The sequence below is a fragment of the Proteus sp. FME41 genome, assembly GCF_014897315.1.
Lineage (GTDB): Bacteria > Pseudomonadota > Gammaproteobacteria > Enterobacterales > Enterobacteriaceae > Proteus.
Genome location: NZ_JABUYL010000008.1, coordinates 45,349 through 70,621 on the forward strand (window position 1 = coordinate 45,349; position 25,273 = coordinate 70,621).

Annotated in this window: 21 protein-coding genes and 1 tRNA gene; 8 read left to right on the plus strand and 14 right to left on the minus strand. The window is 37.6% G+C overall.

The window, feature by feature from the left end; genetic code table 11:
• Window positions 1-162 precede the first annotated feature (162 nt).
• The 4 genes from INT04_RS09140 (at window position 163) to INT04_RS09155 (ending at window position 3,268) form a co-directional block, all read left to right on the plus strand.
• Window positions 163-552, plus strand: coding sequence for a DUF1090 domain-containing protein (locus INT04_RS09140; RefSeq protein WP_193015825.1), 390 nt, complete (start codon window positions 163-165; stop codon window positions 550-552).
• Between the two features lie 319 nt (window positions 553-871).
• Window positions 872-1,891 carry an inner membrane protein YhjD gene (yhjD, locus tag INT04_RS09145; protein ID WP_193015826.1) on the plus strand — a complete coding sequence of 340 codons (1,020 nt, stop codon included), beginning with the start codon at window positions 872-874 and terminating at the stop codon, window positions 1,889-1,891.
• Window positions 1,892-1,960: 69 nt separating this feature from the next.
• Window positions 1,961-2,170 carry a 2-hydroxymuconate tautomerase family protein gene (locus tag INT04_RS09150; protein ID WP_193015827.1) on the plus strand — a complete coding sequence of 70 codons (210 nt, stop codon included), beginning with the start codon at window positions 1,961-1,963 and terminating at the stop codon, window positions 2,168-2,170.
• Window positions 2,171-2,251: 81 nt separating this feature from the next.
• Window positions 2,252-3,268, plus strand: coding sequence for a serine hydrolase domain-containing protein (locus INT04_RS09155; RefSeq protein WP_193015828.1), 1,017 nt, complete (start codon window positions 2,252-2,254; stop codon window positions 3,266-3,268).
• A gap of 101 nt (window positions 3,269-3,369) precedes the next feature.
• Here the strand turns inward: INT04_RS09155 and INT04_RS09160 are convergent, their stop codons facing one another.
• The 9 genes from INT04_RS09160 to INT04_RS09200 all read right to left on the minus strand — a co-directional run bounded on the left by INT04_RS09160 (window position 3,370) and on the right by INT04_RS09200 (window position 14,441).
• Entirely contained in the window at window positions 3,370-4,872 is a 1,503-nt protein-coding gene (locus INT04_RS09160; protein ID WP_193015829.1) for an insulinase family protein, read from the minus strand.
• Window positions 4,873-5,046: 174 nt separating this feature from the next.
• On the minus strand, window positions 5,047-5,757 hold the full coding sequence (locus INT04_RS09165) for a HAMP domain-containing protein (RefSeq protein ID WP_193015947.1): 711 nt from the start codon (window positions 5,755-5,757) through the stop codon (window positions 5,047-5,049).
• A gap of 517 nt (window positions 5,758-6,274) precedes the next feature.
• Complete coding sequence (gene dppF / locus INT04_RS09170) at window positions 6,275-7,276, minus strand: dipeptide ABC transporter ATP-binding subunit DppF (RefSeq protein ID WP_193015830.1); 1,002 nt, start codon at window positions 7,274-7,276, stop codon at window positions 6,275-6,277.
• Window positions 7,269-8,252 carry a dipeptide ABC transporter ATP-binding protein gene (gene dppD / locus INT04_RS09175; protein WP_193015831.1) on the minus strand — a complete coding sequence of 328 codons (984 nt, stop codon included), beginning with the start codon at window positions 8,250-8,252 and terminating at the stop codon, window positions 7,269-7,271. The genes dppF and dppD overlap by 8 nt, the downstream gene beginning before the upstream one ends.
• A 12-nt stretch (window positions 8,253-8,264) precedes the next feature.
• On the minus strand, window positions 8,265-9,167 hold the full coding sequence (gene dppC / locus INT04_RS09180; protein ID WP_193015832.1) for a dipeptide ABC transporter permease DppC: 903 nt from the start codon (window positions 9,165-9,167) through the stop codon (window positions 8,265-8,267).
• Window positions 9,168-9,177: 10 nt separating this feature from the next.
• On the minus strand, window positions 9,178-10,197 hold the full coding sequence (gene dppB / locus INT04_RS09185; RefSeq protein ID WP_193015833.1) for a dipeptide ABC transporter permease DppB: 1,020 nt from the start codon (window positions 10,195-10,197) through the stop codon (window positions 9,178-9,180).
• A 165-nt stretch (window positions 10,198-10,362) separates the two neighbouring features.
• Window positions 10,363-11,970: a dipeptide ABC transporter periplasmic-binding protein DppA gene (dppA, locus tag INT04_RS09190; RefSeq protein ID WP_193015834.1), complete on the minus strand. Its 1,608-nt coding sequence runs from the start codon at window positions 11,968-11,970 to the stop codon at window positions 10,363-10,365.
• Window positions 11,971-12,492: 522 nt separating this feature from the next.
• Window positions 12,493-14,175, minus strand: a complete 1,683-nt coding sequence (locus tag INT04_RS09195; protein WP_193015835.1) for a ShlB/FhaC/HecB family hemolysin secretion/activation protein — start codon at window positions 14,173-14,175, stop codon at window positions 12,493-12,495.
• Window positions 14,176-14,364: 189 nt separating this feature from the next.
• Window positions 14,365-14,441 (minus strand) — tRNA-Pro (locus INT04_RS09200).
• A 266-nt stretch (window positions 14,442-14,707) separates the two neighbouring features.
• Here INT04_RS09200 and INT04_RS09205 point away from each other — a divergent pair.
• The gene (locus tag INT04_RS09205) at window positions 14,708-15,013 is read left to right on the plus strand and encodes a DUF5339 family protein (RefSeq protein WP_193015836.1); all 306 of its coding nucleotides are present in this window, start codon (window positions 14,708-14,710) and stop codon (window positions 15,011-15,013) included.
• Window positions 15,014-15,079: 66 nt separating this feature from the next.
• Here INT04_RS09205 and INT04_RS09210 read toward each other — a convergent pair whose 3' ends face one another.
• Complete coding sequence (locus INT04_RS09210) at window positions 15,080-15,415, minus strand: YceK/YidQ family lipoprotein (RefSeq protein WP_193015837.1); 336 nt, start codon at window positions 15,413-15,415, stop codon at window positions 15,080-15,082.
• A 378-nt stretch (window positions 15,416-15,793) separates the two neighbouring features.
• Here INT04_RS09210 and INT04_RS09215 point away from each other — a divergent pair, with 378 nt between their 5' ends.
• Window positions 15,794-17,452 carry a putative transporter gene (locus tag INT04_RS09215; protein ID WP_193015838.1) on the plus strand — a complete coding sequence of 553 codons (1,659 nt, stop codon included), beginning with the start codon at window positions 15,794-15,796 and terminating at the stop codon, window positions 17,450-17,452.
• 265 nt (window positions 17,453-17,717) lie between these two features.
• Here INT04_RS09215 and INT04_RS09220 read toward each other — a convergent pair whose 3' ends face one another.
• Together INT04_RS09220 and INT04_RS09225 are read right to left on the minus strand one after the other, a co-directional pair.
• Window positions 17,718-18,980, minus strand: a complete 1,263-nt coding sequence (locus INT04_RS09220) for a valine--pyruvate transaminase (protein ID WP_193015839.1) — start codon at window positions 18,978-18,980, stop codon at window positions 17,718-17,720.
• Window positions 18,981-19,153: 173 nt separating this feature from the next.
• On the minus strand, window positions 19,154-19,735 hold the full coding sequence (locus tag INT04_RS09225; protein ID WP_193015840.1) for a DNA-3-methyladenine glycosylase I: 582 nt from the start codon (window positions 19,733-19,735) through the stop codon (window positions 19,154-19,156).
• A 236-nt stretch (window positions 19,736-19,971) separates the two neighbouring features.
• On the opposite strand from INT04_RS09225, the gene glyQ reads away from it, so the two are divergent.
• Together glyQ and glyS are read left to right on the plus strand one after the other, a co-directional pair.
• Window positions 19,972-20,877, plus strand: coding sequence for a glycine--tRNA ligase subunit alpha (gene glyQ / locus INT04_RS09230; RefSeq protein WP_004246832.1), 906 nt, complete (start codon window positions 19,972-19,974; stop codon window positions 20,875-20,877).
• Between the two features lie 9 nt (window positions 20,878-20,886).
• Window positions 20,887-22,959: a glycine--tRNA ligase subunit beta gene (gene glyS / locus INT04_RS09235; protein WP_193015841.1), complete on the plus strand. Its 2,073-nt coding sequence runs from the start codon at window positions 20,887-20,889 to the stop codon at window positions 22,957-22,959.
• A 115-nt stretch (window positions 22,960-23,074) separates the two neighbouring features.
• Here glyS and INT04_RS09240 read toward each other — a convergent pair whose 3' ends face one another.
• The gene (locus INT04_RS09240; RefSeq protein ID WP_193015842.1) at window positions 23,075-23,500 is read right to left on the minus strand and encodes a hypothetical protein; all 426 of its coding nucleotides are present in this window, start codon (window positions 23,498-23,500) and stop codon (window positions 23,075-23,077) included.
• A gap of 485 nt (window positions 23,501-23,985) precedes the next feature.
• Window positions 23,986-25,272, minus strand: coding sequence for a DUF3748 domain-containing protein (locus INT04_RS09245; protein WP_193015843.1), 1,287 nt, complete (start codon window positions 25,270-25,272; stop codon window positions 23,986-23,988).
• Window position 25,273: the final 1 nt, after the last annotated feature.

Consider the following 25,273-nt stretch of genomic DNA (forward strand, 5'->3'; position numbering starts at 1 on the left):
AATAAGTATAGCTTAGTAATAAATTTACTCTGAAAGCATGATGGTTCTCAGTGTATCAGAAAAAGCTGAACTTCCTTATTGAAAGCGAAAGAAACGTTGTGTCTTCATGCTCAATCATTATGATAACCCAATATTCCACTTAAGTTTAAAAAGGATAGCAAAATGAAAAAAGTACTTTTTACCGCCATGGCATTAAGTCTATTAGCAAGTCATGCTTATGCCAATGCATCAACTAATGGTTGTGAGATAAAAAAACAAAATATCCAAAAACAGATGGAATACGCAAAAATACACGGTAATCAATACCGTATACAAGGCTTAGAGCGCGCATTACAAAATGTTGAGCGTTATTGTACTCCAGAAAAAGTGGTTGAAAGCACGCGCCTTGAATTACGTGAAAAACAACTTGATGTCAAAGAGCGTGAACTTGAATTAAAAGAAGCTCAACTTAAAGGTGATACGGATAAAATCGCCAAACAAGAAAGAAAACTAGCTGAAGAAAAAGCAGAATTAAAAGCGCTTGAAGATGAATTAAATTTACTGACCAAGTAATGATCACAATACACTAATGTCTACTCCTTACCTTTCTGCGAAATACAAAATAAGTGAGTAGCCATTTTTTATTTAAACTATATGTCAGAATGTCTACATCGATTTTTTACCCTTTATTAAGCACAAGGTTATTATTACACCTTTTAATAGTGCATCATCTACACTTAAACCAGAACAAACAATTACGTCATCTAAATCAGAGGCTAATTACAATAAGCATAAGGTATGTAATAGAAATTAAGCTATGCTATTTTTGAGTAGAAACTATAGTAATGTCACTAATTTATTAAAAATGGACTGATCTAATTAAAGAGGATATATGTCAGAAGAGCAGCAACAAAAAACAGCAGATGAAAAAACTCAACTGACTCAGCCACTCAAAAAAGGGCTGGAAAAAGGGCTACATGGTGGAAAAAAAGCCATCGGTATAGGAATAAAAATCAGTAATTTCATTACCAATATTCCTTTCATTGCGCATCTTATTCGTACCGCAGAACGTTTCACTGATAGAATGGGGAATCAGTTCGGTGCCGCCATCACTTACTTTTCCTTTTTATCATTAATCCCTGTATTAATGCTCTCTTTTGCCTGTGCGGGTTTTGTTTTAGCGTCCAACCCAGATTTACTTGCTAAATTAATCACGGGTGTAGCAAATAGTATCGACGATCCAACATTGGCTGCAACCGTTCAACAAAGTATTGATACAGCCGTTCGCCAACGTACAACCGTCGGTTTAACAGGTTTAGCAATTGCTCTTTATTCTGGTGTTAATTGGGTTGGTAACTTACGTCAGGCCATTTTGGCGCAATCACGACTCGTTTGGGAAAGAAATAAAGAAGAACAAGAAAAAATCTATTTTCGCTATTTTCGTGATTTTTTAGCCTTAATTGGCTTACTTTTCGCATTAATTGTCACCATTACTCTGACTTCTGTAGCGGGTTCAGCTCAAAGAATGATTGTCCATACATTGGGATTAGATGGTATTGAATGGTTAACACCCGCATGGACAACAATTGGCTTAACAATTTCAATCACTGCAAACTACTTGCTCTTTTTATGGATACTGTGGATCTTACCTCGTCATCAGCCTAAACGTATTTCTCTGATTAAAGGCACCCTTATTGCCGCCATTGGTTTTGAAATTTTGAAATCGGTAATGACATGGATGCTGCCAAGAATAGCAAGCTCACCTTCAGGTGCCGCATTTGGTTCGGTAATAGGCTTAATGGCTTTCTTCTACTTTTTTGCCCGATTAACGCTCTTTTGTGCCGCATGGATTGCCACTGATGGCCCAAATATGCGTAAAGAACAGTTAGCTGAAACACAATCAACATCTTAATCTTATGGTAAAACTATATGGTTAATTCCCTGTATTAACCGCCTATCAATAACGTAATAAGGAATAATAATGCCATACGTTAATATTAAAATCACACGTGAAGGTGCAACTGCTGAACAGAAAGAACAACTTATTGCGGGTGCAACACAACTTTTAGTTGATGTCTTAGGCAAAAACCCAGCAACCACCGTTGTTGTGATCGATGAAGTAGAAACAGATAACTGGGGAATAGGCGGTAAAACCGTAACAGAATTACGAGCAGCGGTAAAAAATAAATAAAGCATTTCAGCAATATAAATAAAAGGGTGCCAAGTACACCCTTTTTGCTGATTTATTTTCCTGACAGATAAGGAAGTAACTATGGTTCAATCAATGACTGATGCTTTTCATGCCTTACCCTCAGCAAGTGCTATCTATATTACCGGTGCAGGCATTCAATACCCTTTTGGTATGGCGCATGGATTTGCCGATGAAAGTACCCAGAAAAAATTAACTGTAGATACTCCTTTTCGGATCGCAAGCAACACAAAAACCTTTCTCGCAGCCGCTTTTTTACGTTTATGGGAACAAGATGCCTTGTCTCTTGATGATAAGATAATAAAATATCTAAGTTCCCATTATCAACAAACATTATCAGAACTTGGGTATGATCTTAACACTATTACATTGCGCCATTTATTAAGCCACAGCAGTGGTTTATTTGATCACGCTAATGAAGCTTACCTTGAGGCGGTTATAAACAACCCCACCCATCAATGGACACGAGAAGAACAGATAGCACATTATACTCACCAAGGATTTCCCATTATTCCTGCTGGAAAACGCTTTATTTATTCAGATACTGGATACATCTTATTAGGCGATATCCTTTCTCAATTTATGAGAAAAAATATGGCGACCGCAGTGCGTGAATTATTGCATTTTCAAGACTTAGATTTACCGCAAACATGGTGGGAAGGTCTAGAGCCAGAACCACACCCCATATCCAAGAAAATTCGTGCAAGGCAATTTGCTGGTGAACATGAAGGTACTCACATTGATGCCTCAATGGATACTTTTGGTGGTGGAGGACTTGTGATGACAACCCTTGAGTTAGCCAAATTCACCGCAGATCTCTTTGAAGATAGGGTGTATACACATCCATCGACCTTAAAAGAGATGAAATGGGAAGGTTCACATACAGGTGCTGCAAATTATCGCTTAGGATTGATGGCTGAAGAAACCCGCCTAGGTACACTTTATTATCACCTTGGTTATTGGGGATCTGCTGCTTATTATTTACCTGAAAAACAGATTGCTATTGCAGGATTTACAACCCAAAGAAACACCCGTGAAGCGTTAACTGAGATTATTAAAGATGCGTTTAAACGCCTTTAATATTAAAAACGAAAAAGCCAAAAATGTATTAATAACACTTTTGGCTTTTTTAATTGTATAAACCGATAATTTTTTATATTAGCCCAGTGACTTTTTTATGGCTATTTCTTCGCCGGAGTTATCACTGAGGGTGTTTCCACCGTTTTATTTGGCACCGTATTAGCAGGCGTATTCACCACTTCTGGGTGAACTTGTTTTTCAAATTGAATACGTAATTCACCTAAATTCACTGTCGGCGTTTCACCACTTTGTGTTAATACAAAGGTGATGTCTTCAGATAATACTCTTGAAAGCTCCTGATTTAACGTCTCTTTTGTTAGGCCTGCTAAAAATGCTTGGCGTAAACGCTGATATTGTTCAGGAGGAATATCAATAATATTACTTTGTTGTGATAATAAACGCTGATTAATTAAAATAGCTGTGCTGGTTTTTGCATAACGCGCAAATAACTGCGTTAATTGAAGCTGTTTCTCTTGCTGAAGCTCTTGATACAGCTCATCGCTAATACCTTGATTTCGTAAACGACCAAGCTCTTCACCAACCCATGCTGCAAGTGTAGGGATATTCGCCGTTACGGTATCAAGATTCAAAGCACAACTTGCACGCTGATATTGTACTCGGCAATCAATGTTAATTTGAGTGCTGTCATTTTCTTTGCGTTGTTCAAGGCTTCGACCTAAATGAACAAAAATCACTTCACGCGCTAAATCACTCAACCAATATTTATTTAACGTGTCAGAGTCTTTTACGGGAGACCAATCTAAATCCCAAATTAAAGAGATTTGGTCTTTAGCTCGCATAGGTTCTTGCACATAGAGTGTTTCAGGTTTCATATCTGCAAGAATAGGAACTGGAACCGGCGTGACACGCTTTCCTGATAAAGAGGAAAATGCCTGATTAATATTTTCAGTTAATACTCGATTATCAACATTACCTGCAATATAGAGTGTCATCATATCAGGGGTATACCAACGCTGTTGGTAATCTGACAACTCTTTGGTATTAACAGATTGATTAACGGGTTTCCCCGGATTATGACCTTTTAGATTAGAGCCTTCAAGACGTGAGCGCCAGATAGGATCTTCAATATTGACAGGGAATGTTGCAATAGGAAGTGGCGATTGAACCGCATTACGAACGGCATCTTCTGTGTATTGCGCGGGCTTCGCAATAGCGGCAAGTAATGCAAAAGCCTCTTTTAATAGTTCAGGCTGGTTATTCGGTAGACTTAAATTATAAACAGTAAAATCGTATGAAACGATCATCGGGGGTAACGGGTAATCAGGATCTAACGCATTTTTCCATAAATTATCACGCTTTTCTGGTGTTAATCCTGTATTTTCCAATACATTTAGTTTTGATACCAAGGATGAAAAACCCGTTTCACTACTTTTCTCTGATAAAGACCCCGTATTTACTAATAAGCGGATCTGTATTCTATCGTTTGGACGTTGCGGTGTTTGTAAAATTTGCCACTGAAAACCATTAGCTAGTCGCCCTTCTTGCCAAGCAGGATCAGGCTGTAAAGCTTCAGCTTGAACTTGGCAAACAACAGCGCCGAACATAACGCTTCCCAATAAAATTCGTGTCATTACACCCTGCATGTGAACCTCTGTTTTATTAATCCTTGGTATTAAACCACTTATGAGGTTTAACAATAAGCGCCAAAAGACATGTTAGATGTTGGATGTCTATTTTTTGTATTATCATTCTTTGTCACCACAGAAACATGAAATGGAATCACTATAGTGATTAGACTCATTATGGCGTAAGAAGGTTCAGACCTTCGGCAATTTTTGATCAGATTTTTGATGATTATATCCTTTAACCAGCAAACCAATCTCATCATCACGATGTGATTCTGGACAAGATAACACAGAAACTTGGCTATCTTTATTGAGAGTGACCGCGATTTGACGTAAAGGTTTAACGACAATGCGGTTAATACACCAGCTAATGGCAACGGTTAAAATAAGCCCCATCAACAAATACGTTGTTAACATTAAAGCGACAGTATTACTGGCAAAGCGATAAAAACGATTTGTATCCGCCTGCAAGATCAGGTGCCCTGTATAGGATTTATCATCTGTTGATGTAATACCGAGGGGTTGTAAAGGAATAACCGCTTCCACGGGGATACCAAAAAGCCAGCTTGAAAAATGAGAGACTTCTTTTTTAGGTGCAAAATCTAAGTTCATGACTTGAACGTTTTTGGGTTGCATGACAATCGCTTTACCGAGGATACCTGTCGCTTTTAACCCAATAATTTGTTGTTTGGCATCGTTTAAATCTGATCGTAACAATGCATCAGCGAGCGGTTGCTGGATACTGACTCCCGCATTAAAAAGCTGATTTTGATAATCTTCACGGCGTTGATCTATCAAATAAACAAGTTGAATACTGATAAAAATAGCAATAGTCACCAACGTAACGCCTGCAACTGCAGCCATCTGTTTTATTGTTAATGAATGTTTAAGATGAGGTTTCATCATTGCTATTTCCAATATACATACTTGAACAGAGTGATTATACTGTATTTTTGTGATTATGTATCACTATCAATAAAGAAAATAGCGCTATAAAACAGGCCAATCCATTAAAATAAAAGTAGATAAATATATAATTATTATTATTTGAGTATAGTTATAAGATAAAAATAGTAAAATAAAAATAGAAACTGACTTCCTCTTCATTACTTACAATTAATCAAATTTTATTTAATAAAAAATATAATTCACTCAAAAATGCGAGATTATCTAAAATTAAAACCTATTAATCACTTATCAAAGAACTAAAAATCAAAATTAAATTTAGTCTATTTCATAATAGGAAATATTTTTTATTATAAAAAATTATATTTTAAAATAGTTATATAAACATAAAAATTAACACCCTTTGAATCATTATTCGATTATTCAGTTAAGATTAATTAAATATATTAAATGAAAAACAAAAACAATACGAATAAACATATTGTTCTTGTTTTATTAGGTACACCCTTTTTATTTAAGGTATTGCGTTATCCTGCTCAACCGCAAAACAAGCAATAAGCTGACCATGATAGTCTTTTAGTGTGGGTTGCAATTGACTACATGGTCCAAAAGCTCGACGACAACGCGCCGCAAACGCACAACCTGGCGGTGGATTTAATGGACTTGGTAGCTCGCCCGTTAATTTAATACGTTCACGTCTTAATTCAGGGGTTAATCTTGGTGTTGCTGATAGCAAGGCTTGTGTATAAGGATGTTGTGGATTTTCAAAGATTTGAGCCTTTGTCCCTTTTTCTACACAACGACCTAAATACATGACAATCACGTCATCAGCAATATGTTCAACAACTGAAAGATCATGGGAAATAAAGACATAGGAAAGCCCCATCTCTTGTTGAAGATCCATCATTAAATTCAGGACTTGAGCACGCACTGAAACATCAAGTGCAGATACAGGCTCATCCGCCACCACAATATCAGGCTCAAGCATTAAACCACGCGCAATAGCTATACGTTGACGTTGACCGCCAGAAAACATATGTGGATAGCGGCTATAGTGCTCTGTCTTTAACCCTACTTTAGCCATCATTGATAATACTTTTTCTTTGCGTTCAGAAGTAGTAAGCGTTGTATTGATCAATAAGGGTTCTTCTAGAATTTGCCCCACTTTTTTACGTGGATTTAATGATCCATAAGGATTCTGAAATACAATTTGGATCTTTTGACGACGTAATTTCTCTGCCGATTTATCTTTAATTAATAGATTTTGTCCACGATAGGAAAGCTCTCCTGACGTTGGAATTTCAATCATAGTTAATAATCGGCCTAATGTGGATTTACCACATCCTGATTCACCGACAATCGCCAAGGTTTTACCACGTTCTAACTCAAAAGAGACACCATCAAGGGCTTTGACTGTTTTCTCCTTTGAAAATAGCCCCCCTTTGACACTGTAATATTTTGCTAAATTAACCGCTTTTAATAAGGGAGTTGATATATTTGGATTAACTTCAGCCATGAGAGGGTCTCCCTGTATTATCTAACGGTGTATGGCATTTCACGCGATGCGCCCCTAATTCTCTTAAGGTAGGTTCGGTCTTATAACATTCATCATGCGCATAAGGGCAACGTGGATTGAGTAAACACCCGACGGGTCTATCATAACGACCCGGTACAACGCCCGGTAATGACGCTAATCGCGCTTTATTGCTAGCAAACTCAGGTAATGCTCTTAACAACGCTTGGGTATAAGGATGGCGAGGTGATTTAAAAATCTCTGAAGCCTTCCCTGATTCCACAACTTGCCCCGCATACATCACAATAATTGTATCCGCAGCTTCGGCAACTAACGCTAAATCATGGGTGATCAGTACTAACGCCATATTTTCTTGTTTTTGTAAATCAAGCAGTAGCTCTATGATTTGAGCTTGAATAGTGACATCCAGTGCCGTCGTTGGCTCATCAGCAATTAATAATTTAGGGCGACAAGCAATCGCCATTGCGATCATCACTCGCTGGCTCATTCCGCCAGAAAGCTGATGTGGATACACATCTAAACGAGAAGCGGGATCAGGAATACCCACCAGCGTTAACAGGTCAATCGCTCGTTGTTTACGTGTTTTACGGCTCCCACCTTGATGGACTTTTAACGCTTCCATAATTTGATAACCAACCGTAAAACACGGATTTAAGCTTGTCATTGGATCTTGGAAAATCATTGCAACATCTGCACCAACCAAATTTCTGCGCTCTGATTCAGAGATTTTCATTAAATCTCGACCATCAAAATAGAGCTCTTGTGCAGTTACTCGTCCCGGAAAATCAATCAGCCCCATAATGGCCAATGAACTCACTGATTTACCTGAGCCCGACTCTCCAACGATACCCACAACTTGCCCTTCTTCAACTTGATAGCTAATTCGGTCTACCGCTTTAAACGGAGTATCTTCATCACCAAAGTGAACAGATAATTGATTAATATTTAATAATGCCATGTTCTTACTCCGTTACTGCTTTAATTTCGGATCAAGCGCATCACGTAAACCGTCACCCATTAAGTTAAAGGCAAGTACGGTAAACAAAATCGCCAGACCAGGGAACGTAACAACCCACCATGCACTCTGTGTAAACTGCAACACATCAGATAACATTGTTCCCCATTCTGGAGTTGGTGGTTGAGCGCCCATACCTAAAAAGCCTAATGCTGCCATATCTAAGATGGCGTTAGAAAAACCTAAAGAGGCTTGAACAATTAAAGGTGCGAGACAGTTAGGTAAGATATTGATAAACATTTGACGCATTGATCCTGCTCCCGCAACGCGAGAGGCAATCACATAATCGCGGTTTACTTCAATTAAAACGGCTGCTCGTGTTAATCGAACATAGTGAGGTAAAGCAACAAAGGTTAATGCAATAGACGCATTAACAATCGATGGCCCAAAAATAGCCACCAACACCAATGCTAATAATAGGCTTGGTAATGCCAACATGATATCAACTACTCGCATAATGCCGATATCAACAAGGCCACCAAAATATCCGGCGGCTAACCCTAAAATAATGCCTAAGATAAGCGAAAGCACCACAACGATGCAGCCGACTAATAATGAGAGGCGAGCACCAAACATTAAACGAGAAAGAATATCTCGGCCTACATCATCTGTTCCTAAAATAAATTGCCAACTTCCGCCGTCTTCCCAAACAGGGGGGGCTAATAAGAAATCACGAAATTGTTCATTAGGAGCATGAGGGGCAAGAAAGCCAGCAAATAATGCAATCAGCAACATTATTACGATATAGATCAATCCAACAACAGCACCCTTATTTTGCTTAAAGTAGTGCCAAAACTCTTGGAAGGGTGTCATGGGTACCGGTGCATTGATGACCGGTATTACTTTATTTTCAGTCATTATGCATTCCTTATTTTTTATGGCGAATACGAGGATTCACAATGCCATAAAGAACATCAACCAACAGATTGACGAAGATAATCATGGTTGCAATTAAAAGTACGCCACCTTGAACAACGGGGTAGTCACGTCGTTGTAAGGCATCAATTAACCAACGCCCTAAACCCGGCCATGAGAAAATCGTTTCTGTTAAGATTGCTCCAGCTAGCATAGTACCCACTTGTAGCCCAATTACGGTAACAACAGGTAACATAGCATTGCGTAACGCATGAATAAGGATGACACGAGCACGGCTTAGGCCTTTTGCTCTTGCGGTACGAATATAATCTTCACCTAACACTTCAAGCATAGATGAGCGTGTCATACGCACGATAACCGCTAAAGGAATGGTTCCTAATACAATAGCGGGCAAAATAATATGATGGACTGCATCGAAGAAATCACCTTCTTCTCCCCAAATAAAGGTATCGATAAGCATAAAACCAGTTAATGGATAACTGTCATCTAAAAAGACGCTATCAGCAAGACGACCTGATACTGGGGTTAAATCTAATTTCACAGACACCAACATGATAAGCATAATTCCCCACCAGAAGATTGGCATGGAATAGCCCGCTAATGACACACTAATCGCCGTATGATCAAAAATAGAACCGCGCTTTACTGCGGCTAAAACGCCTACAGGGATACCAACAGAAATTGCAAAAATCATTGCGCACACGCCAAGCTCTAACGTTGCTTTAAAGCGAGGTAAAAACTCATCCCATACAGGAATACGGCTTTTTAATGAAATGCCTAAATCACCGTGAAGAATGCCATTTAGGTAATTGATATATTGTTGCCATAAAGGCTTATCCAGCCCTAATTCTGCCATTAAATAGGCATGACGTTCTGGAGAAAGACCACGCTCACCCGCCATAATCATCACCGGATCACCGGGAATGAGATGAACAAAAATAAACGTGAGTAATGTAATTCCGATAAACGTAGGGATCACAAGTCCCAGACGTTGAAGGATAAATTGCAGCATATCCTAATTCTCTTTTCAAACATCAGCTAAAAGATAGCGCTGATAAATCAGGGGAAAGTCCCCTGCGCCCACAAGTGTACTGGATGTATTCTTTATTATGGAATAGCGGTGCCTTTCACAAAAAAGACACCGTATTTAAGGCTATCCAACGATTACGTATTGCTATTATTTCAGAGAGACATTCTCAAAGTGATGTTTACCCAATGGATCAACGACATAGTTCTCCACTTTTTTGCTCACTGGCTCATAAACCGTTGAGTGGGCAATAATCAGTGCAGGGGCTTGATCATGCATAACAACTTGAGCTTGTTTATAAAGCTCAATACGTTTGTTGTGATCAGCCGTGATCCGCGCTGGTTGGATTAGATCTTCAAATGGTTTGTAACACCATTTGGAATAGTTTGAACCTTGCTCTTTTGCGGCACAGCTAAATAATGTGGCAAAGAAGTTATCTGGATCCCCATTATCCCCCGTCCAACCCATCATCACAGCTTGGTGCTCGCCTGATTTAGCTCGTTTGAGATATTCACCCCACTCGTAACTCACAATCTTGGTTTTCACACCAATCTTTTCCCAGTCAGCTTGTACCATTTCAGCCATACGACGCGCATTCGGGTTATAAGGGCGCTGTACTGGCATTGCCCATAAATCGATGGTAAAGCCATCAGCAAGACCCGCTTCTTTTAACAGTGCTTTGGCTTTTTCAGGGTTATATTCATAATCAACGATATCATCGTTATAACCCCACATTGTTGGTGGAATAAGGTTCTTCGCTTTTTGACCCGCGCCTTGATAAACCGCTTCAATAATGGCGTCTTTATTTACAGCCATACTTAATGCTTGGCGAACTTTTTGGTTATCCAGTGGCTTTTTCTCAACGTTAAACGAGATATAGCCCACGTTTAAACCTGGCTGTTCTAATAGGTTAATATCGCTATTTTGTTTCATCTTCGCGATATCAGCAGGGTTAGGATAAGGCATTGCCTGACATTCGCCTTTTTGTAGTTTGGCATAACGTACAGAAGCATCCGGCGTGATAGAGAAAACCAAACGGTCTATATCCGGTTTTTTACCCCAATATTGGTCATTGGCTTTATAAAGTATCCGTGAGTCTTTTTGATATTGCAGTAATTGGAAAGCCCCTGTACCAATAGGATCTAAATCCACTTTTTCAGGTGTTCCCGCTTTCATCATATTATCTGCATATTCCGCAGATAATATAGAGGCAAAGTCCATGGCCATATCAGCAATAAAAGGGGCCTCTGAACGTGTTAAAACAAAACGAACGGTATGATCATCAACTTTCTCAATTTTTTCGATCATGTTGTTCATATCCATTCCGGTGAAGTATTCATAACTTCCACCAGAAACTTTATGGTAAGGATGTTTTGGATCCATTTGACGCATAAAGGTATACATCACGTCATCCGCATTAAATTCACGTGTTGGTTTAAACGTTTTACTACTATGCCAGTTCACACCTTTACGTAAATGAAAGGTATACACTTTTCCATCATCACTGACATCCCAGCTTTCTGCCAGTCCTGGAATAATTTCTGTTGTACCCAGTTTAAATTCAACTAAACGATCATAAAGAGGCACTGAGCTTGCATCATAAGTGGTACCAGAAGTAAATAACTGAGGGTTAAATCCTTCAGGTGAACCTTCAGAGCAATACACCAGCGTTTTTGCCTGTACACCAGTAGAAACGGCTAACGCAAGTAATCCTATAGTCGCCGTTAAAATTCCTGTCTGTTTTATGGAGCTTTTCATCATTACTCTCCGAAATTGTTCTGTTGTGTTTTTGGTTTCCTATTTAAAAACGGAATACCTTTTTATTTTGTCATCATTCAATTAACCAACAGTATTCCCTTACGTCAATAAGGGTTCACTCGGTAAAATGAACAAGTTATAAACACAAATGAAACGAATTCCGAACAAACTCAGAATAAAAAAATAATCTCATGACTAATACCTAGTCAATAAAACCACAGATTAAGAAATCCTTAAGTGAAATGACTGTTTTAAAAAAAGCCATAATTTGTGATTAACCGCTTAAATATTGAACTGATATTTTGAAATGAAACAAAGAACTTGGTGCTTTATTCTGTTATGAGAGAAAAATAATCACGCAATGAGATGATCATGACTTTAGTTTTAATCGGGTAAAGAGAGTAAAAGATACCAAACTAGAGTACCTAGCAAATCACTTAACTAGACAAGACTATAAAATTCAGTCTGTTATTAATAATTTGGATTATTTAGTAGTGAAAAATTCATATTTTTCACTTTTTATCAGAAGTTCCATTTCCCACTAAACGTCAGCTGAGGCGAATAGTTAGGTTTTTTTTGAGAAGTTAATAAAGGTATTCCCACAATAACTTGATAATTCAACTGATTTACTGAGCCCTCTAGACCCACTGCAAATCCCACTAAGTATTTTTCTTTATTATGGAAAATATTTCCACGACGCTTCGATACCGAACCATAATCTAATGCGGAAAATAATAACTGCCCTTGAACAGGCGTTAACCATGACAATTTTTGTCTGAAAAGAAACTGATTCTCTGCTGAATAGCCAGTTCCTGAAGCAAAGCCATATACACTATTTAATCCACCAATCGTGCTTTTATCTAATAATCCATCAATCTCCGATTTTGTCAGTTGTACGCTAAATTTGGGTTGATAAAAAAAGGGGTATGATACTGCTTTAAACGGGATCAAAGCATCGACCTCAACATTAAAAATAGGGACACCATTTACAGAATGTATCGGGGAAAGCTTTGCGCCTTTGAGTGGAATACTTTGTTTATAATTAAGCTTTACATTAATATTCCCACCTCGTAGAAGTCGATAATATTGCTTAACGCCGAGGGTAATATAAGGGCTACGGCGTTCATGAACATCAATGTTTTTACTAAATAGCGTATTGTGATAAGTATAGTATTGAAGCCCCGCCATAAGTGTTACGGTTCGTTGTTGAGATGGTCTAAATTGACGCTGAATATCAAAAGAAAAGTGTTGTTGTTGTATTCTTTGTCTATCCATAGCTGCGTTTGATATTTTATTTTTAGAGTCAATCTGATAACCCAAAAGAGAAAACCGCCAATAACGATATGGAAATTTAAAAAAGAAAATAGACTTTTTTATCCCTTGTGATTTCATGCCACCTAAATTACGCGAGAAAATAAGTGATAAAGAATCATTTAACTGTAATAAATTACCGAAATTAAATTTCACCTCTCCAAAGAGATCGCCGTGCATTTTTTTCTCTTTATTATCAATAGAGAGTGATCCGTTAAATGTGCTTTCCCCAACTTGATTAATCGAAATAAGTGTGTTGTGTGTATCATAAGAACCTACTTTTAGCACAACTTTGACCTTACTATTAGGCTTATCTTTTAAATTTGAAACACCTTGTTCAATATCATTAATATTCAATATATCCCCGCGTTTCACAGGCATGACTTGCGCAATAATACGCGATTTTGAATGCCTATTTTCAGCAATGATATCTTCAACACGACCTACTTTTAATGTGATATCTAATAAGCCACGATCAGCAAATAAGTCAACTTTACCCGCCTCACTGGTGATGTAACCCGCGTCATACAATATTGCATTTAAAATATTAATATCTTGTTCTAATAAAATCTCGGTATGGCAATCGCTCTCTAACCGTTTTTTCCATTTATCAAGGGCGTGTTGCAATGAAGATGATGTAAAGTATTGTTGATTATGTAGATTTACTTGTTTGATGGGAAAACAGGATGATAGCGTTGCGATATGGGCTTTGCTTGTAGTGACTCCCTGTAAAGGCAAACTTTCTTCTTTTAATGTACTTATTTTATCTTTAAGCATGTCTTCAGACGTTAAAATGGGCACATCGCGTATAAAAAAATCATGGGTATTGGCCAAGGCTGTTTTAAAACAAAGAAAGAAAAGAATAAGAAAGAGAACAGATAACCTATTTTGCATTCATTTAGCCCTTTTAATAGGAAAATAGAATACTAGGTATAATTGGAATAGCAGTAAGATGATTTAGAGAAATCACCTTTTGTGCCGAAGATGCAGAATAAGGTAGAAATCTAATACATTTAATAATCGAAGTATTTAGGCCATACCTAAAACGACAAAACCCCGCTTTAAAAGCGGGGTTTCTTAATGTGGTCGGCGAGAGAGGATTCGAACCTCCGACCCACTGGTCCCAAACCAGTTGCGCTACCAGGCTGCGCTACTCGCCGAAATCGAGGTGCATCTTACTGCCAGAACCCCACTCCGTCAATACTTTTTTAGTATCTCCTGATTGTTCGTATGGTTTTCAATCAAAATGATTGATTTTTAACTTTTTTATCATAAGAACGGCTCATTTTTAGTCTCAATTCAATATTTCTTTACAGTACTGATAAAAAACAAGAAAAAATAACAAATTTATTCTCTAATGTTATCGTTTATTTTATGTGCTTTTTATATAATTAACTTATGTCAAATAAGGTAGGTAGTTTAAAGAATGAAACAATGTTGGTGGAGTGCCACATTACTCTTATTAGTAACCACACTTCCAGCCCAAGCAGCTACAACACATGCTTGCCGAGTGTACTTTAAAGAAGCTGACAAGTTTATTCAGTACATCTCTCAAAGAGAGGACCTAAAGCATAATATGCCTGAAATTAAGGGAAATTTTGAACAAAGTAAAAAAAAGATAATGACAGCCCCCCTGACAGAACAAAAAATAATATGTGAAAAAGAAATGCAAGAACTGAATAGCCTTAATAAAATGTTTGGCCCTAAAGAAGAAACGGCATTAAATAAATAATTAATTAAATAAACAGATAATGACTAAATATAATTACTTATTTAATATTTAGTCATTGTTTTGATATTAATTCTTATTTTCATACGTATTATTTACCGTGGTATCTTCCAATTTTTTTATACGTTCTTTAGGTGAGTTATTACTTTTATCATCACTCTGGGTATAATAATCGTAAGGTAACAGTAAAGTATCTAATACGGCACTAAAAGGAAAATCAAGCAGAACCAATGGTTTCATTGCCCAACCGGTTTCGTCATCTTTTAGCATCGCCATATTATTTTTTGTCCCTGAATAAAGTTCTTTATTAGGGCTCGCATGTGTCATGACACTGGAGCAACCTGTCAGCAGCGTCGTCAAAAATGTGATTAATGTTAAATTTTTAGTCGTAGTTCTAAATATCATAGGGCACCTATAAAACGAGATCAGGAGTCAACGCCTTTTATCATATAGTTAAACCTGTTTTCTCTTATAGGACAAGAGAAAGATGATATAAAAAAGCTTAATTTTTTAATAATTAAATAAATAAGCTTGGTACAAAAAAACCTTTTTTATCTAATTAAAAAGAACATAATAATATTATTAATTATTATGTTTCTCTGATATTAAAATTCAACCTTCTTTATTTTAACACTCTATTTATCTTTCTTATTTTTTGATCTCTATATATGTTAAATCTGTGCGATAAGACACAGTGACTTTCTTTGTTCTTTGCCAAAATAGGTTTATCGTTTTAGCTCAAATTTTCTTATTTCTATTTTCTTTGAGTATAGGATCTTTTTTATGAGTGATATTGCATTAACAATGGTGATGTTGTCATTAGCAGGCGCTCTAGGTCTTTGGATTGGTAATATCAAAATCTATCGGGTCAGCTTAGGAATTGGTGGCGTCCTCTTTGGTGGTATTATTATTGGCCATTTTGCTCAGCATTATGACCTGTTACTTAACGCTCAAACTCTTCATTTTATTCAAGAGTTTGGACTTATCCTTTTCGTTTATACCATTGGTATTCAAGTTGGCCCTGGTTTTTTCTCTTCATTACGTGTTTCAGGTTTAAAACTTAATGCGTTTGCCATTTTAATTATTCTGCTTGGTTCCATCATAACAGCCTCTATTTATCGCTTATTTGATGTTCCTCTACCTATTATTTTGGGTATCTTTTCTGGTGCTGTCACCAATACCCCCTCATTGGGTGCAGGGCAACAAATACTCACTGACTTACATGTTGATCCCACGGCTGTCGGACAAATGGGAATGGCCTATGCAATGGCTTATCCTATGGGCATTTGTGGTATTTTGTTGGTCATGTGGCTTGTTCGTGTATTTTTTAAAATTAATATTGATGAAGAAGCTAAAATATTTAACGATCAACAACATAGCACTAAAGAGACATTGCATACCATTAATATCGCCATTAGAAATCCCAATTTAGATGGCTTATTAATGCAAGATGTTCCTCTACTCAATGAAGATGCTATTGTATGTTCCCGCTTAAAACGCGGTGATAATATTATGGTCCCCATGCCATCAACCATTATTCAGCTAGGGGATTTACTGCATGTTGTCGGCTCAAAAGAAGATCTTAATAAAGTACGGATCATATTAGGTGAAGAAGTCGATGCTTCGCTTTCAACATCCACAAACTTATTACAATCCGTACGTATCGTTGTCACTAATGATTCTGTATTAAGCAAGCGCTTAAAAGAACTTGATCTTAAAAGAAAATATGATGTTGTAGTGACCCGATTAAACCGTGCAGGTATTGAGCTTATTCCAAGCAATAACAGTATGTTGCAGTTTGGGGATATTCTTAATGTTGTTGGTCGCCCTGAATCTATCGAAGCAATTACTGTGCTTTTAGGTAATGCTCGTCAAAAATTAGAACAAGTTCAGATGCTCCCTGTCTTTATTGGTATTGGCTTAGGGGTTTTACTCGGTTCTATTCCTATTTTCATTCCTGGTATTCCCGTTGCCCTTAAATTGGGATTAGCGGGAGGTCCTCTGGTTGTTGCCTTAATTTTAGGGCGTATTGGGACATTTGGTAAGCTCTATTGGTTTATGCCCCCAAGTGCGAACTTGGCATTACGCGAGTTAGGTATTGTGATGTTTCTTGCTGTGGTAGGGCTTAATTCTGGTGGCGAATTTATTGAAACACTAATTTATGGGCAAGGATTAAGTTGGATTGGCTACGGCATTCTCATTACGTTATTACCGTTACTGATTGTGGGTATGATAGCCAGAATCTTCTTTAAGCTTAACTACCTAAGCCTTTGCGGAATGTTAGCTGGCTCAATGACCGATCCGCCAGCACTGGCCTTTGCAAACTCAATTCATAGCTCAAGTGGGGCTGCCGCACTTTCTTATGCCACAGTTTACCCTTTAGCGATGTTTCTACGCATAATAACACCACAATTAATGGCACTTATTATCTGGACGTTGTAGCAAAAATAATAAATATATTAACCAGTTGAACTAAATATGTTATCAAAATCCACATTTTGCTTAACAGAGGGATAATTAAGGTCATGAATGGCTCTTATTTAAGCCATAGATTTTATAAATATCTGTTTTAATAGCTCTCGTGCTAAGAAATTTAGATTGAGACGGATTGCTAAATATTTAGTAATCAATTTCTTTCCGTCAAACTTATGCTCAAAAGTCCTCGTTATTGTCTTTGCCCCTTCTTCTCGCTGAAGGGGCATTTTTATTAGATATTCACTGGCTGATAGATATTCTCGATTTCTTCAGCCAGAATTTTTATTCCTTTCTCGATTAACTCAGGTTCAGGCACATAATTCATCCGCATACATTGGTGAGCATGATCCCATGAATCTTCTAATCCTGGGAAAAAATAATGCCCTGGCACCATTAAAACTCCGCGTTTTTTCAAACGACGATAAAGTTCTTCACACGAAACGGGCAGGTCTTTAAACCAAAGCCACAGGAAGATAGCACCTTCAGGTTTATGAATAAGGCAACGTTCTTCAGGCAGATAACGGCGAATGATATCAATCGTTTCAAGTACTCGTTGATGATAGAACGGCCCTATTACCTCTTGGGATAATCGCATTAAATCATCACGCTTTATCATTTCTAATGCCATAGCGGGCCCAATACCACCAGGCGCAAGACTAATAATGCCATTAACGTTTGTAATAGCTGAAATCAGTTCTTCACTGGCGATAATAATTCCACAACGAGCCCCAGGTAAACCCAGTTTAGACAGGCTCATACAAAGGATTGTGTTCTCATTCCAACGAGGAGTTGCTTGAGAAAAAATAATGCCTGGAAATGGAACACCGTAAGCATTATCAATAATGAGAGGAATATTATGTTGTTTAGCCAAAGCCTCTAGCTTTTCAACTTCATCATCTGTGATGACATTGCCCGTTGGATTTGTTGGCCTTGAAACACAAATTGCACCAATATCGTCCCCAATTTTCAGGTGAGCAAAATCTACATGATATTTAAATTGTCCATTAGGCAACATTTCTATGGTTGGCTTATTTGCAACAAACAGATCTTCTTCTAGTCCAGAATCGGTATAACCAATATATTCAGGGGCTATAGGAAAAAGAATTTTACGTTTTTTCCCTTCTTCGGTTGTGCCACCTAATAAATTGAACAAATAGAAAAAAGCACTTTGACTACCATTAGTTAATACAATGTTTTTTGCTGAAATATCCCAGCCTAATTTTTCTTTTAAGCATACTGCCAGCGCTTGCAGCATGGCATCTTTGCCTTGAGGACCATCATAATTACACACTGCATCACTTAATGTACCATTTTCTGTCATTTCTTTTAGTAATTGACGAAAATAGTGATCCATTTCAGGAATATGTGCTGGATTACCGCCGCCTAACATCACAGCACCAGGTGTGCGTATTCCGTCATTTAAATCTTGCATTAAGCGAGCAATGCCCGAATGCCGAGCAAATTTTTGCCCAAATTGTGATAATTGTTGAGTCATCTTTGCAGGTATCTTCTATGTTGTTTTCTCGTTAAGAAATACCATACCGCGTGCATTAGCCTGCATCAACAGTTAAAACAGAAATGATAAAATGGTAATATTAATACAACGTTTAATATTGAAATATAAAATCAATAACATCCTAAATTAAAAATAAATTAACTCCGATTTTATTATTTATTAGTGTTTTCATGCTCCAATTGACGACAAAAACAAGAGAGAATATGGTCATTAACCATACCAACAGCTTGCATAAAAGCATAACAGGTCGTTGTGCCTACAAATTTAAAACCTTTTTTCTTTAATGCCTTGGCCATTTTATCTGAAATTTCTGTTGATGCAGGGACTTGAGAAATCTCACTCCACTGATTAATAATCGGTTTTCCATCAACGAATTGCCAAATAAACTGACTAAAATCCTCGCCCTCTTTTTCCATTGCAAGAAAAACCCGCGCATTATGAATAATGGCATTAATTTTGCCTCGGTGACGAATAATGGCAGGATCTTGCAGTAAAGCTTCAACATCTTTTTCAGTCATTTTGGCAATTTTTTCAGGTGAAAAATGAAAAAAACAGCGACGAAAACCTTCTCTTTTTTTGAGGACGGTGTACCAAGATAGCCCAGCTTGTTGACCTTCAAGACAAATCATTTCAAAAAGCTTGTATTTATCTTGCTCAGGTTTTCCCCATTCATCGTCGTGATATGCCAAATATTCAGGATCATGGGTTACCCAATCGCAACGTTGTTTACTCATTCTTTCATTCCTTGTTATCAATCACTGTCAATAGCATCACTTATATACTGTATAAATATACATGTAAATAGATGAAAAAAATTCAATCTAATTCTTTGAGCATAGTCATAAAGTCAATTAAAGGATTATTTTTTTGATCGAGGAAAAATTGCCCGCATTCCTTGCTGTATATCTTCCGTCTAGAAGGTATACTGAAACCTTTCTTTTTATTCTATGTATCGCCATGCGGATATAACATGCAAAAGTTTGATACCAAAACCTTTCAAGGTCTTATCCTGACACTACAGGATTACTGGGCTCGCCAGGGCTGTACCATTGTCCAACCATTAGATATGGAAGTGGGTGCAGGCACATCACACCCAATGACCTGTTTACGAGCATTAGGGCCAGAGCCTATTGCTGCGGCTTATGTACAACCTTCACGTCGCCCAACTGACGGACGTTACGGTGAAAACCCTAACCGTTTACAGCACTATTACCAATTCCAAGTTATCATTAAACCATCACCTGATAACATTCAAGAACTGTATCTTGGCTCATTAAGAGAGTTAGGTTTAGACCCAACTATCCACGATATTCGTTTTGTAGAAGATAACTGGGAAAACCCAACACTGGGTGCTTGGGGCTTAGGCTGGGAAGTTTGGCTCAACGGCATGGAAGTTACGCAATTTACCTACTTCCAACAAGTGGGTGGATTAGAGTGCAAACCGGTTACAGGTGAAATCACTTACGGCTTAGAACGTCTTGCCATGTATATTCAAGGCGTAGATAGTGTTTATGATTTAGTTTGGTGTGATGGCCCATTAGGGAAAACTACCTACGGCGATATCTATCATCAAAATGAAGTTGAGCAATCAACGTATAACTTTGAATATGCTGATGTAGACTTCTTATTCTCTTGCTTTGAGCAATATGAGAAAGAAGCTCGTGAGTTGTTAGAGTTAGAAAAACCTCTGCCTTTACCTGCTTATGAACGTATTTTAAAAGCAGGACACACCTTTAACTTATTGGATGCCCGTAAAGCAATTTCGGTGACAGAGCGTCAACGTTATATTTTACGTATCCGTACTTTAACCAAAGCGGTTGCTGAAGCATATTATGCTTCTCGTGAGGCCCTTGGTTTCCCTATGTGTAAAAAGTAAGAGGCTATCATGACAACTGAGACTTTCCTCGTGGAAATCGGCACCGAAGAATTACCGCCGAAAGCGCTTCGTTCTTTAGCCGAATCTTTTGCTGGTAATTTCACTGCTGAACTGGATAACGCTAATATCACTCATGGTGATGTATCTTGGTTTGCAGCACCCCGCCGTTTAGCCATTAAAGTGGCGAATATGGCAAAATCTCAAGCAGATAGAACCGTTGAAAAACGTGGCCCTGCTATTGCTCAAGCATTTGACGCTGACGGTAAACCAACTAAAGCAGCCGAAGGCTGGGCAAGAGGGTGTGGCATTACGGTTGACCAAGCAGAGCGCTTATCAACAGATAAAGGCGAATGGTTATTTTATCGTGCAGAAGTAAAAGGTGAAGCAGTTAACCAGTTACTGATTGGCATGGTAAGCACAGCATTATCAAAATTACCAATTCCAAAATTAATGCGCTGGGGCGATAAAGACACTCACTTTGTGCGCCCTGTTCATACCATCACCTTATTATTAGGTGATACCGTTATTGACGGTGAAATTTTAGGTATTCAAAGCGATCGTATTATTCGTGGTCACCGTTTTATGGGTGAAGCTGAATTTACTATTGATAATGCGGATCAATACCCTGAAATTCTCTATGAGCGCGGAAAAGTTATCGCTGATTACGAAACCCGTAAATCGATTATTCTTCATGATGCCCGCCTTGCGGCTGAAAAACTTGGCGGTGTTGCAGATTTAAGCGATAGCTTAGTCGAAGAAGTCGCTTCATTGGTTGAATGGCCCGTTGTGTTAACAGCAAAATTTGAGGAAAAATTCCTTGCAGTTCCTGCTGAAGCACTGGTTTATACCATGAAAGGCGACCAAAAATATTTTCCTGTTTATGATAAACAAGGCGCCTTGTTACCAAACTTTATTTTCGTCACCAATATCGAATCTTCTGATCCTCAACAGATCATTAGCGGTAACGAAAAAGTGGTACGCCCTCGTTTAGCAGATGCCGAGTTCTTCTTCAAAACCGATCGTAAACAACGTTTAGAAGATAACTTACCACGCCTTGAAACCGTATTATTCCAGAAAGATTTAGGCACACTGCGTGATAAAACAGACCGTATTCAAGCATTAGCTGGCTTTATTGCAGGCAAAATGGGTGCAGATGTTAATAAAGCAACCCGTGCTGGTTTACTGTCAAAATGTGACTTAATGACCAATATGGTATTCGAATTCACAGATACCCAAGGTGTTATGGGTATGCATTATGCGCGTCATGATGGTGAAGCCGAAGAAGTCGCAGTTGCATTGAAAGAACAATATCAGCCTCGTTTCGCGGGTGATGAATTACCGTCTAATCCTGTTGCTAGCGCCCTCGCTATTGCAGAGAAGATGGATACCCTTGCGGGTATTTTCGGTATTGGTCAACATCCTAAAGGGGATAAAGACCCATTTGCTCTACGTCGTGCATCATTGGGTGTTTTACGTATTATCGTTGAGCAAGATTTACCGTTAGATATTGAAGAATTAACGCAAGAAGCGGTTCGCCTTTACGATGAAAAACTGACGAATAAAAATGTCGTCAGTGATGTGGTTGAGTTTATGTTAGGTCGTTTCCGTTCTTGGTATCAAGAATTGGGTTACAGCATTGATACTATTCAAGCTGTATTAGCTCGCCGCCCAACACAACCAGCTGACTTCAATGCTCGCGTTAAAGCGGTAACTTATTTCCGTACATTAGAAGAAGCCGCGGCATTAGCAGAAGCGAATAAACGTGTTTCTAATATCTTAGCAAAATCTGCTAATGTAAAACTGAATGACACTGTCTTAGCGTCTGTCTTAAAAGCACCAGAAGAAGTTCAATTAGCGGCTAATCTTTCTGTATTACAAGATAAGTTGGCTCCCTTATTTGCAGAGCGCAAATACCAAGAAGCCTTAGTTGAACTCGCTTCATTACGTGATGTGGTCAATAACTTCTTTGATAAAGTCATGGTAATGGATGAAGACGAAGCGGTTCGTATCAACCGTTTAACTATGTTAAGCCAATTGCGTGAACTGTTCTTAAAAGTCGCGGATATTTCTGTTTTACAATAAGTTGTAAACCTTAGAAAACATCAACCGGCATTGTGAAAGCAATGCCGGTTTTTTTATATATCCTCCCGGCTAAGCAGGGGGATATATATTGTTTTTATCGCTAATTCAATATAAATTAAAAAGGCAATTCTTCTATATTTTTATATGTCAATTCCATTATTTTAATAGATGCTTTATCTATAATATTTGCAATAATATTAGATAATTCTTTGAAATCATTTGCATTGAATACTTCTTGTTCGGTTTCTATTTCAACAGGAAACCCACTTACATCATCAATGTTATAGCCAAATAATATGAATCCGTAATTAAAATTTAATTTTGTTTTACTTATACAAACCAAACTATTATCACTTTGAAAATTTCTATTTTCAAAGTGATTTTCTTTTATCAAAATTTCAATTTGATTATGAGTAAAATCTTCCAGTTTTTTTACTACTCTATATATCTCTTCTTCTATTTTATTCTTTATATCTAGAACTGAAGAAGCTCTATCCAAAGAGGCTTTTATTCTATTAAAAATTTCATTTTCATCGTTCATGTAAAATCCCACAAAATATTGGATAGTGATTAAATTTTTCAAAAAAAACTTTATCTAAACACTCGTTATCATCTTTTGAAATTTTATGAAAATCAAGCTTATCAACATCTAATTTAAAACAATCATCTGCCCCGTATAAAAATGAGGAAGAAAATATTATTTGATCAAAAACATGCCATCGATTAGAGGGTGCAGACTTATAATAATAAGTACCTATATTATATAGTCTTTAGCTAATTTAATTGTTTCATTATTTTCTTTTTTAGTTTTCTTTATTGGTGGTGATATGCCAATATTCCACCAGCATAAGTTTATTTCCATTTAATATTTCTATCTATAAAGTTAAAAGCCAAAATTATAATCTAAAAATAAAAAAATAAAATTAGCTAAATTAATTAAAAATTTATGTATTCAAATCCAATTAATTTTAATTAGATTTAGAAAAAAGGTATCAATATTATCTTGATACCCTTTACATTAAAAAACTACAACCCAGTTTCTACTGTAAATATCTGGCGATAACCATCAATATCACGCATAAATGCAATATATTGGTCATTCGGAGAGAACACGACAGCATCACCACTTGGTGCCTGTGCTGTTTTTTCTGTTAAACGTGTTAGTTCACCCGTTTTCACATTACATAGCATCACGCTGTTATCACAAATAAAGGTGAGATATTGTCCGTTACTATTCCACGTAAAGGCTGACTGAATATCCCAATTCTGAGAGGTGACTTGTTTTATCTCTTTCGTACTTGGCGATACGGTATATAACTGCACAATACCGTTATCATCTTTCATTAAGAAAGCAATCGCATCACCTTGTGGAGAACTTCTTAACCAGTGACGAGGCTGATTTAAAACACCTGCATATTTTCTATTGGCTGTATTTGTTAGGCGAACTTGATGAATACCTTTAGCCACCGCGGGCATTGTTGTATCGGTTCCTGCCAGTGGTTTATCACCTTCAATACTGAAAGCTTGATTATCATCAGGTAAATCCACTAAGAAAATATCAGCAACTTTATCGCCATTTTCACTCACAGTATCGCCGATAAATGCAATAGCCCAACGTTGTTGTGAACCATCAGCCTTTGTATAACCCTGAGTACCCACCCAACACTCTTCATAAGCTTTATTAATTTCGTCACTTCCCTTTTGTGGATGAGCAACAGTTTGGCTTATTACAGTGCAAAAATATTCACCGTCATATTCACGAGGATGTTTTTTATCGACATTTACTGCTTTTAGTGGTGCGGCAACCGCCACATTGCGTTGATCATAATCGCTACCCAACTCATGCATAATATGGTCATTATAAGTAAAACTTAATCGTGAGCCATCAGGGCTAAATACATGAACATGCGTACCGCCACGCAAAGCACCCGCTTGATAAGGCGATGTCAGTGAGCATGCATCAATATTAAAAGCACAATTTTGCTTTGATTCATCCACAATCACACCGCGGCGGTGATGAAAATCATAATGCCATTCATCGTCCGGATTTTCAGGTCCATGGATAAAAGCATAACGTACAGGCTCTGTTGGGCATACCGTGGCAACACCAACATGCGCCCCTTGTGTTGCCGTGTAAATTATCTGTTGCTGTTTTGTTTTCGCATGAATTTTTTCTATGGTTAGACCTGTAAAAGATCCTCCATTGGGACGTACGTCATAGACTAACCACTGGCTATCTGGTGTCCAAACATTTATATTAGTTAACTGATGATGACGGCTATCACACGTAATCTGGTGTTCCTGAAAAGACATA

What these genes read in the sequence shown, in the direction of transcription:
- dppD (WP_193015831.1), bottom strand. Translation starts at nt 8,252, where the DNA reads ATGGCATTATTAAATATTAATCAATTATCTGTTCACTTTGGTGATGAA.
- INT04_RS09240 (WP_193015842.1), bottom strand. Translation starts at nt 23,500, where the DNA reads ATGAACGATGAAAATGAAATTTTTAATAGAATAAAAGCCTCTTTGGAT.
- INT04_RS09210 (WP_193015837.1), bottom strand. Translation starts at nt 15,415, where the DNA reads ATGATATTTAGAACTACGACTAAAAATTTAACATTAATCACATTTTTG.
- INT04_RS09195 (WP_193015835.1), bottom strand. Translation starts at nt 14,175, where the DNA reads ATGCAAAATAGGTTATCTGTTCTCTTTCTTATTCTTTTCTTTCTTTGT.
- INT04_RS09220 (WP_193015839.1), bottom strand. Translation starts at nt 18,980, where the DNA reads ATGACTCAACAATTATCACAATTTGGGCAAAAATTTGCTCGGCATTCG.
- glyS (WP_193015841.1), top strand. Translation starts at nt 20,887, where the DNA reads ATGACAACTGAGACTTTCCTCGTGGAAATCGGCACCGAAGAATTACCG.
- glyQ (WP_004246832.1), top strand. Translation starts at nt 19,972, where the DNA reads ATGCAAAAGTTTGATACCAAAACCTTTCAAGGTCTTATCCTGACACTA.
- INT04_RS09215 (WP_193015838.1), top strand. Translation starts at nt 15,794, where the DNA reads ATGAGTGATATTGCATTAACAATGGTGATGTTGTCATTAGCAGGCGCT.
- dppA (WP_193015834.1), bottom strand. Translation starts at nt 11,970, where the DNA reads ATGAAAAGCTCCATAAAACAGACAGGAATTTTAACGGCGACTATAGGA.
- dppF (WP_193015830.1), bottom strand. Translation starts at nt 7,276, where the DNA reads ATGGCTGAAGTTAATCCAAATATATCAACTCCCTTATTAAAAGCGGTT.
- yhjD (WP_193015826.1), top strand. Translation starts at nt 872, where the DNA reads ATGTCAGAAGAGCAGCAACAAAAAACAGCAGATGAAAAAACTCAACTG.
- dppC (WP_193015832.1), bottom strand. Translation starts at nt 9,167, where the DNA reads ATGACTGAAAATAAAGTAATACCGGTCATCAATGCACCGGTACCCATG.
- INT04_RS09225 (WP_193015840.1), bottom strand. Translation starts at nt 19,735, where the DNA reads ATGAGTAAACAACGTTGCGATTGGGTAACCCATGATCCTGAATATTTG.
- dppB (WP_193015833.1), bottom strand. Translation starts at nt 10,197, where the DNA reads ATGCTGCAATTTATCCTTCAACGTCTGGGACTTGTGATCCCTACGTTT.
- INT04_RS09205 (WP_193015836.1), top strand. Translation starts at nt 14,708, where the DNA reads ATGAAACAATGTTGGTGGAGTGCCACATTACTCTTATTAGTAACCACA.
- INT04_RS09160 (WP_193015829.1), bottom strand. Translation starts at nt 4,872, where the DNA reads ATGCAGGGTGTAATGACACGAATTTTATTGGGAAGCGTTATGTTCGGC.
- INT04_RS09140 (WP_193015825.1), top strand. Translation starts at nt 163, where the DNA reads ATGAAAAAAGTACTTTTTACCGCCATGGCATTAAGTCTATTAGCAAGT.
- INT04_RS09245 (WP_193015843.1), bottom strand. Translation starts at nt 25,272, where the DNA reads ATGTCTTTTCAGGAACACCAGATTACGTGTGATAGCCGTCATCATCAG.
- INT04_RS09165 (WP_193015947.1), bottom strand. Translation starts at nt 5,757, where the DNA reads ATGAAACCTCATCTTAAACATTCATTAACAATAAAACAGATGGCTGCA.
- INT04_RS09155 (WP_193015828.1), top strand. Translation starts at nt 2,252, where the DNA reads ATGGTTCAATCAATGACTGATGCTTTTCATGCCTTACCCTCAGCAAGT.
- INT04_RS09150 (WP_193015827.1), top strand. Translation starts at nt 1,961, where the DNA reads ATGCCATACGTTAATATTAAAATCACACGTGAAGGTGCAACTGCTGAA.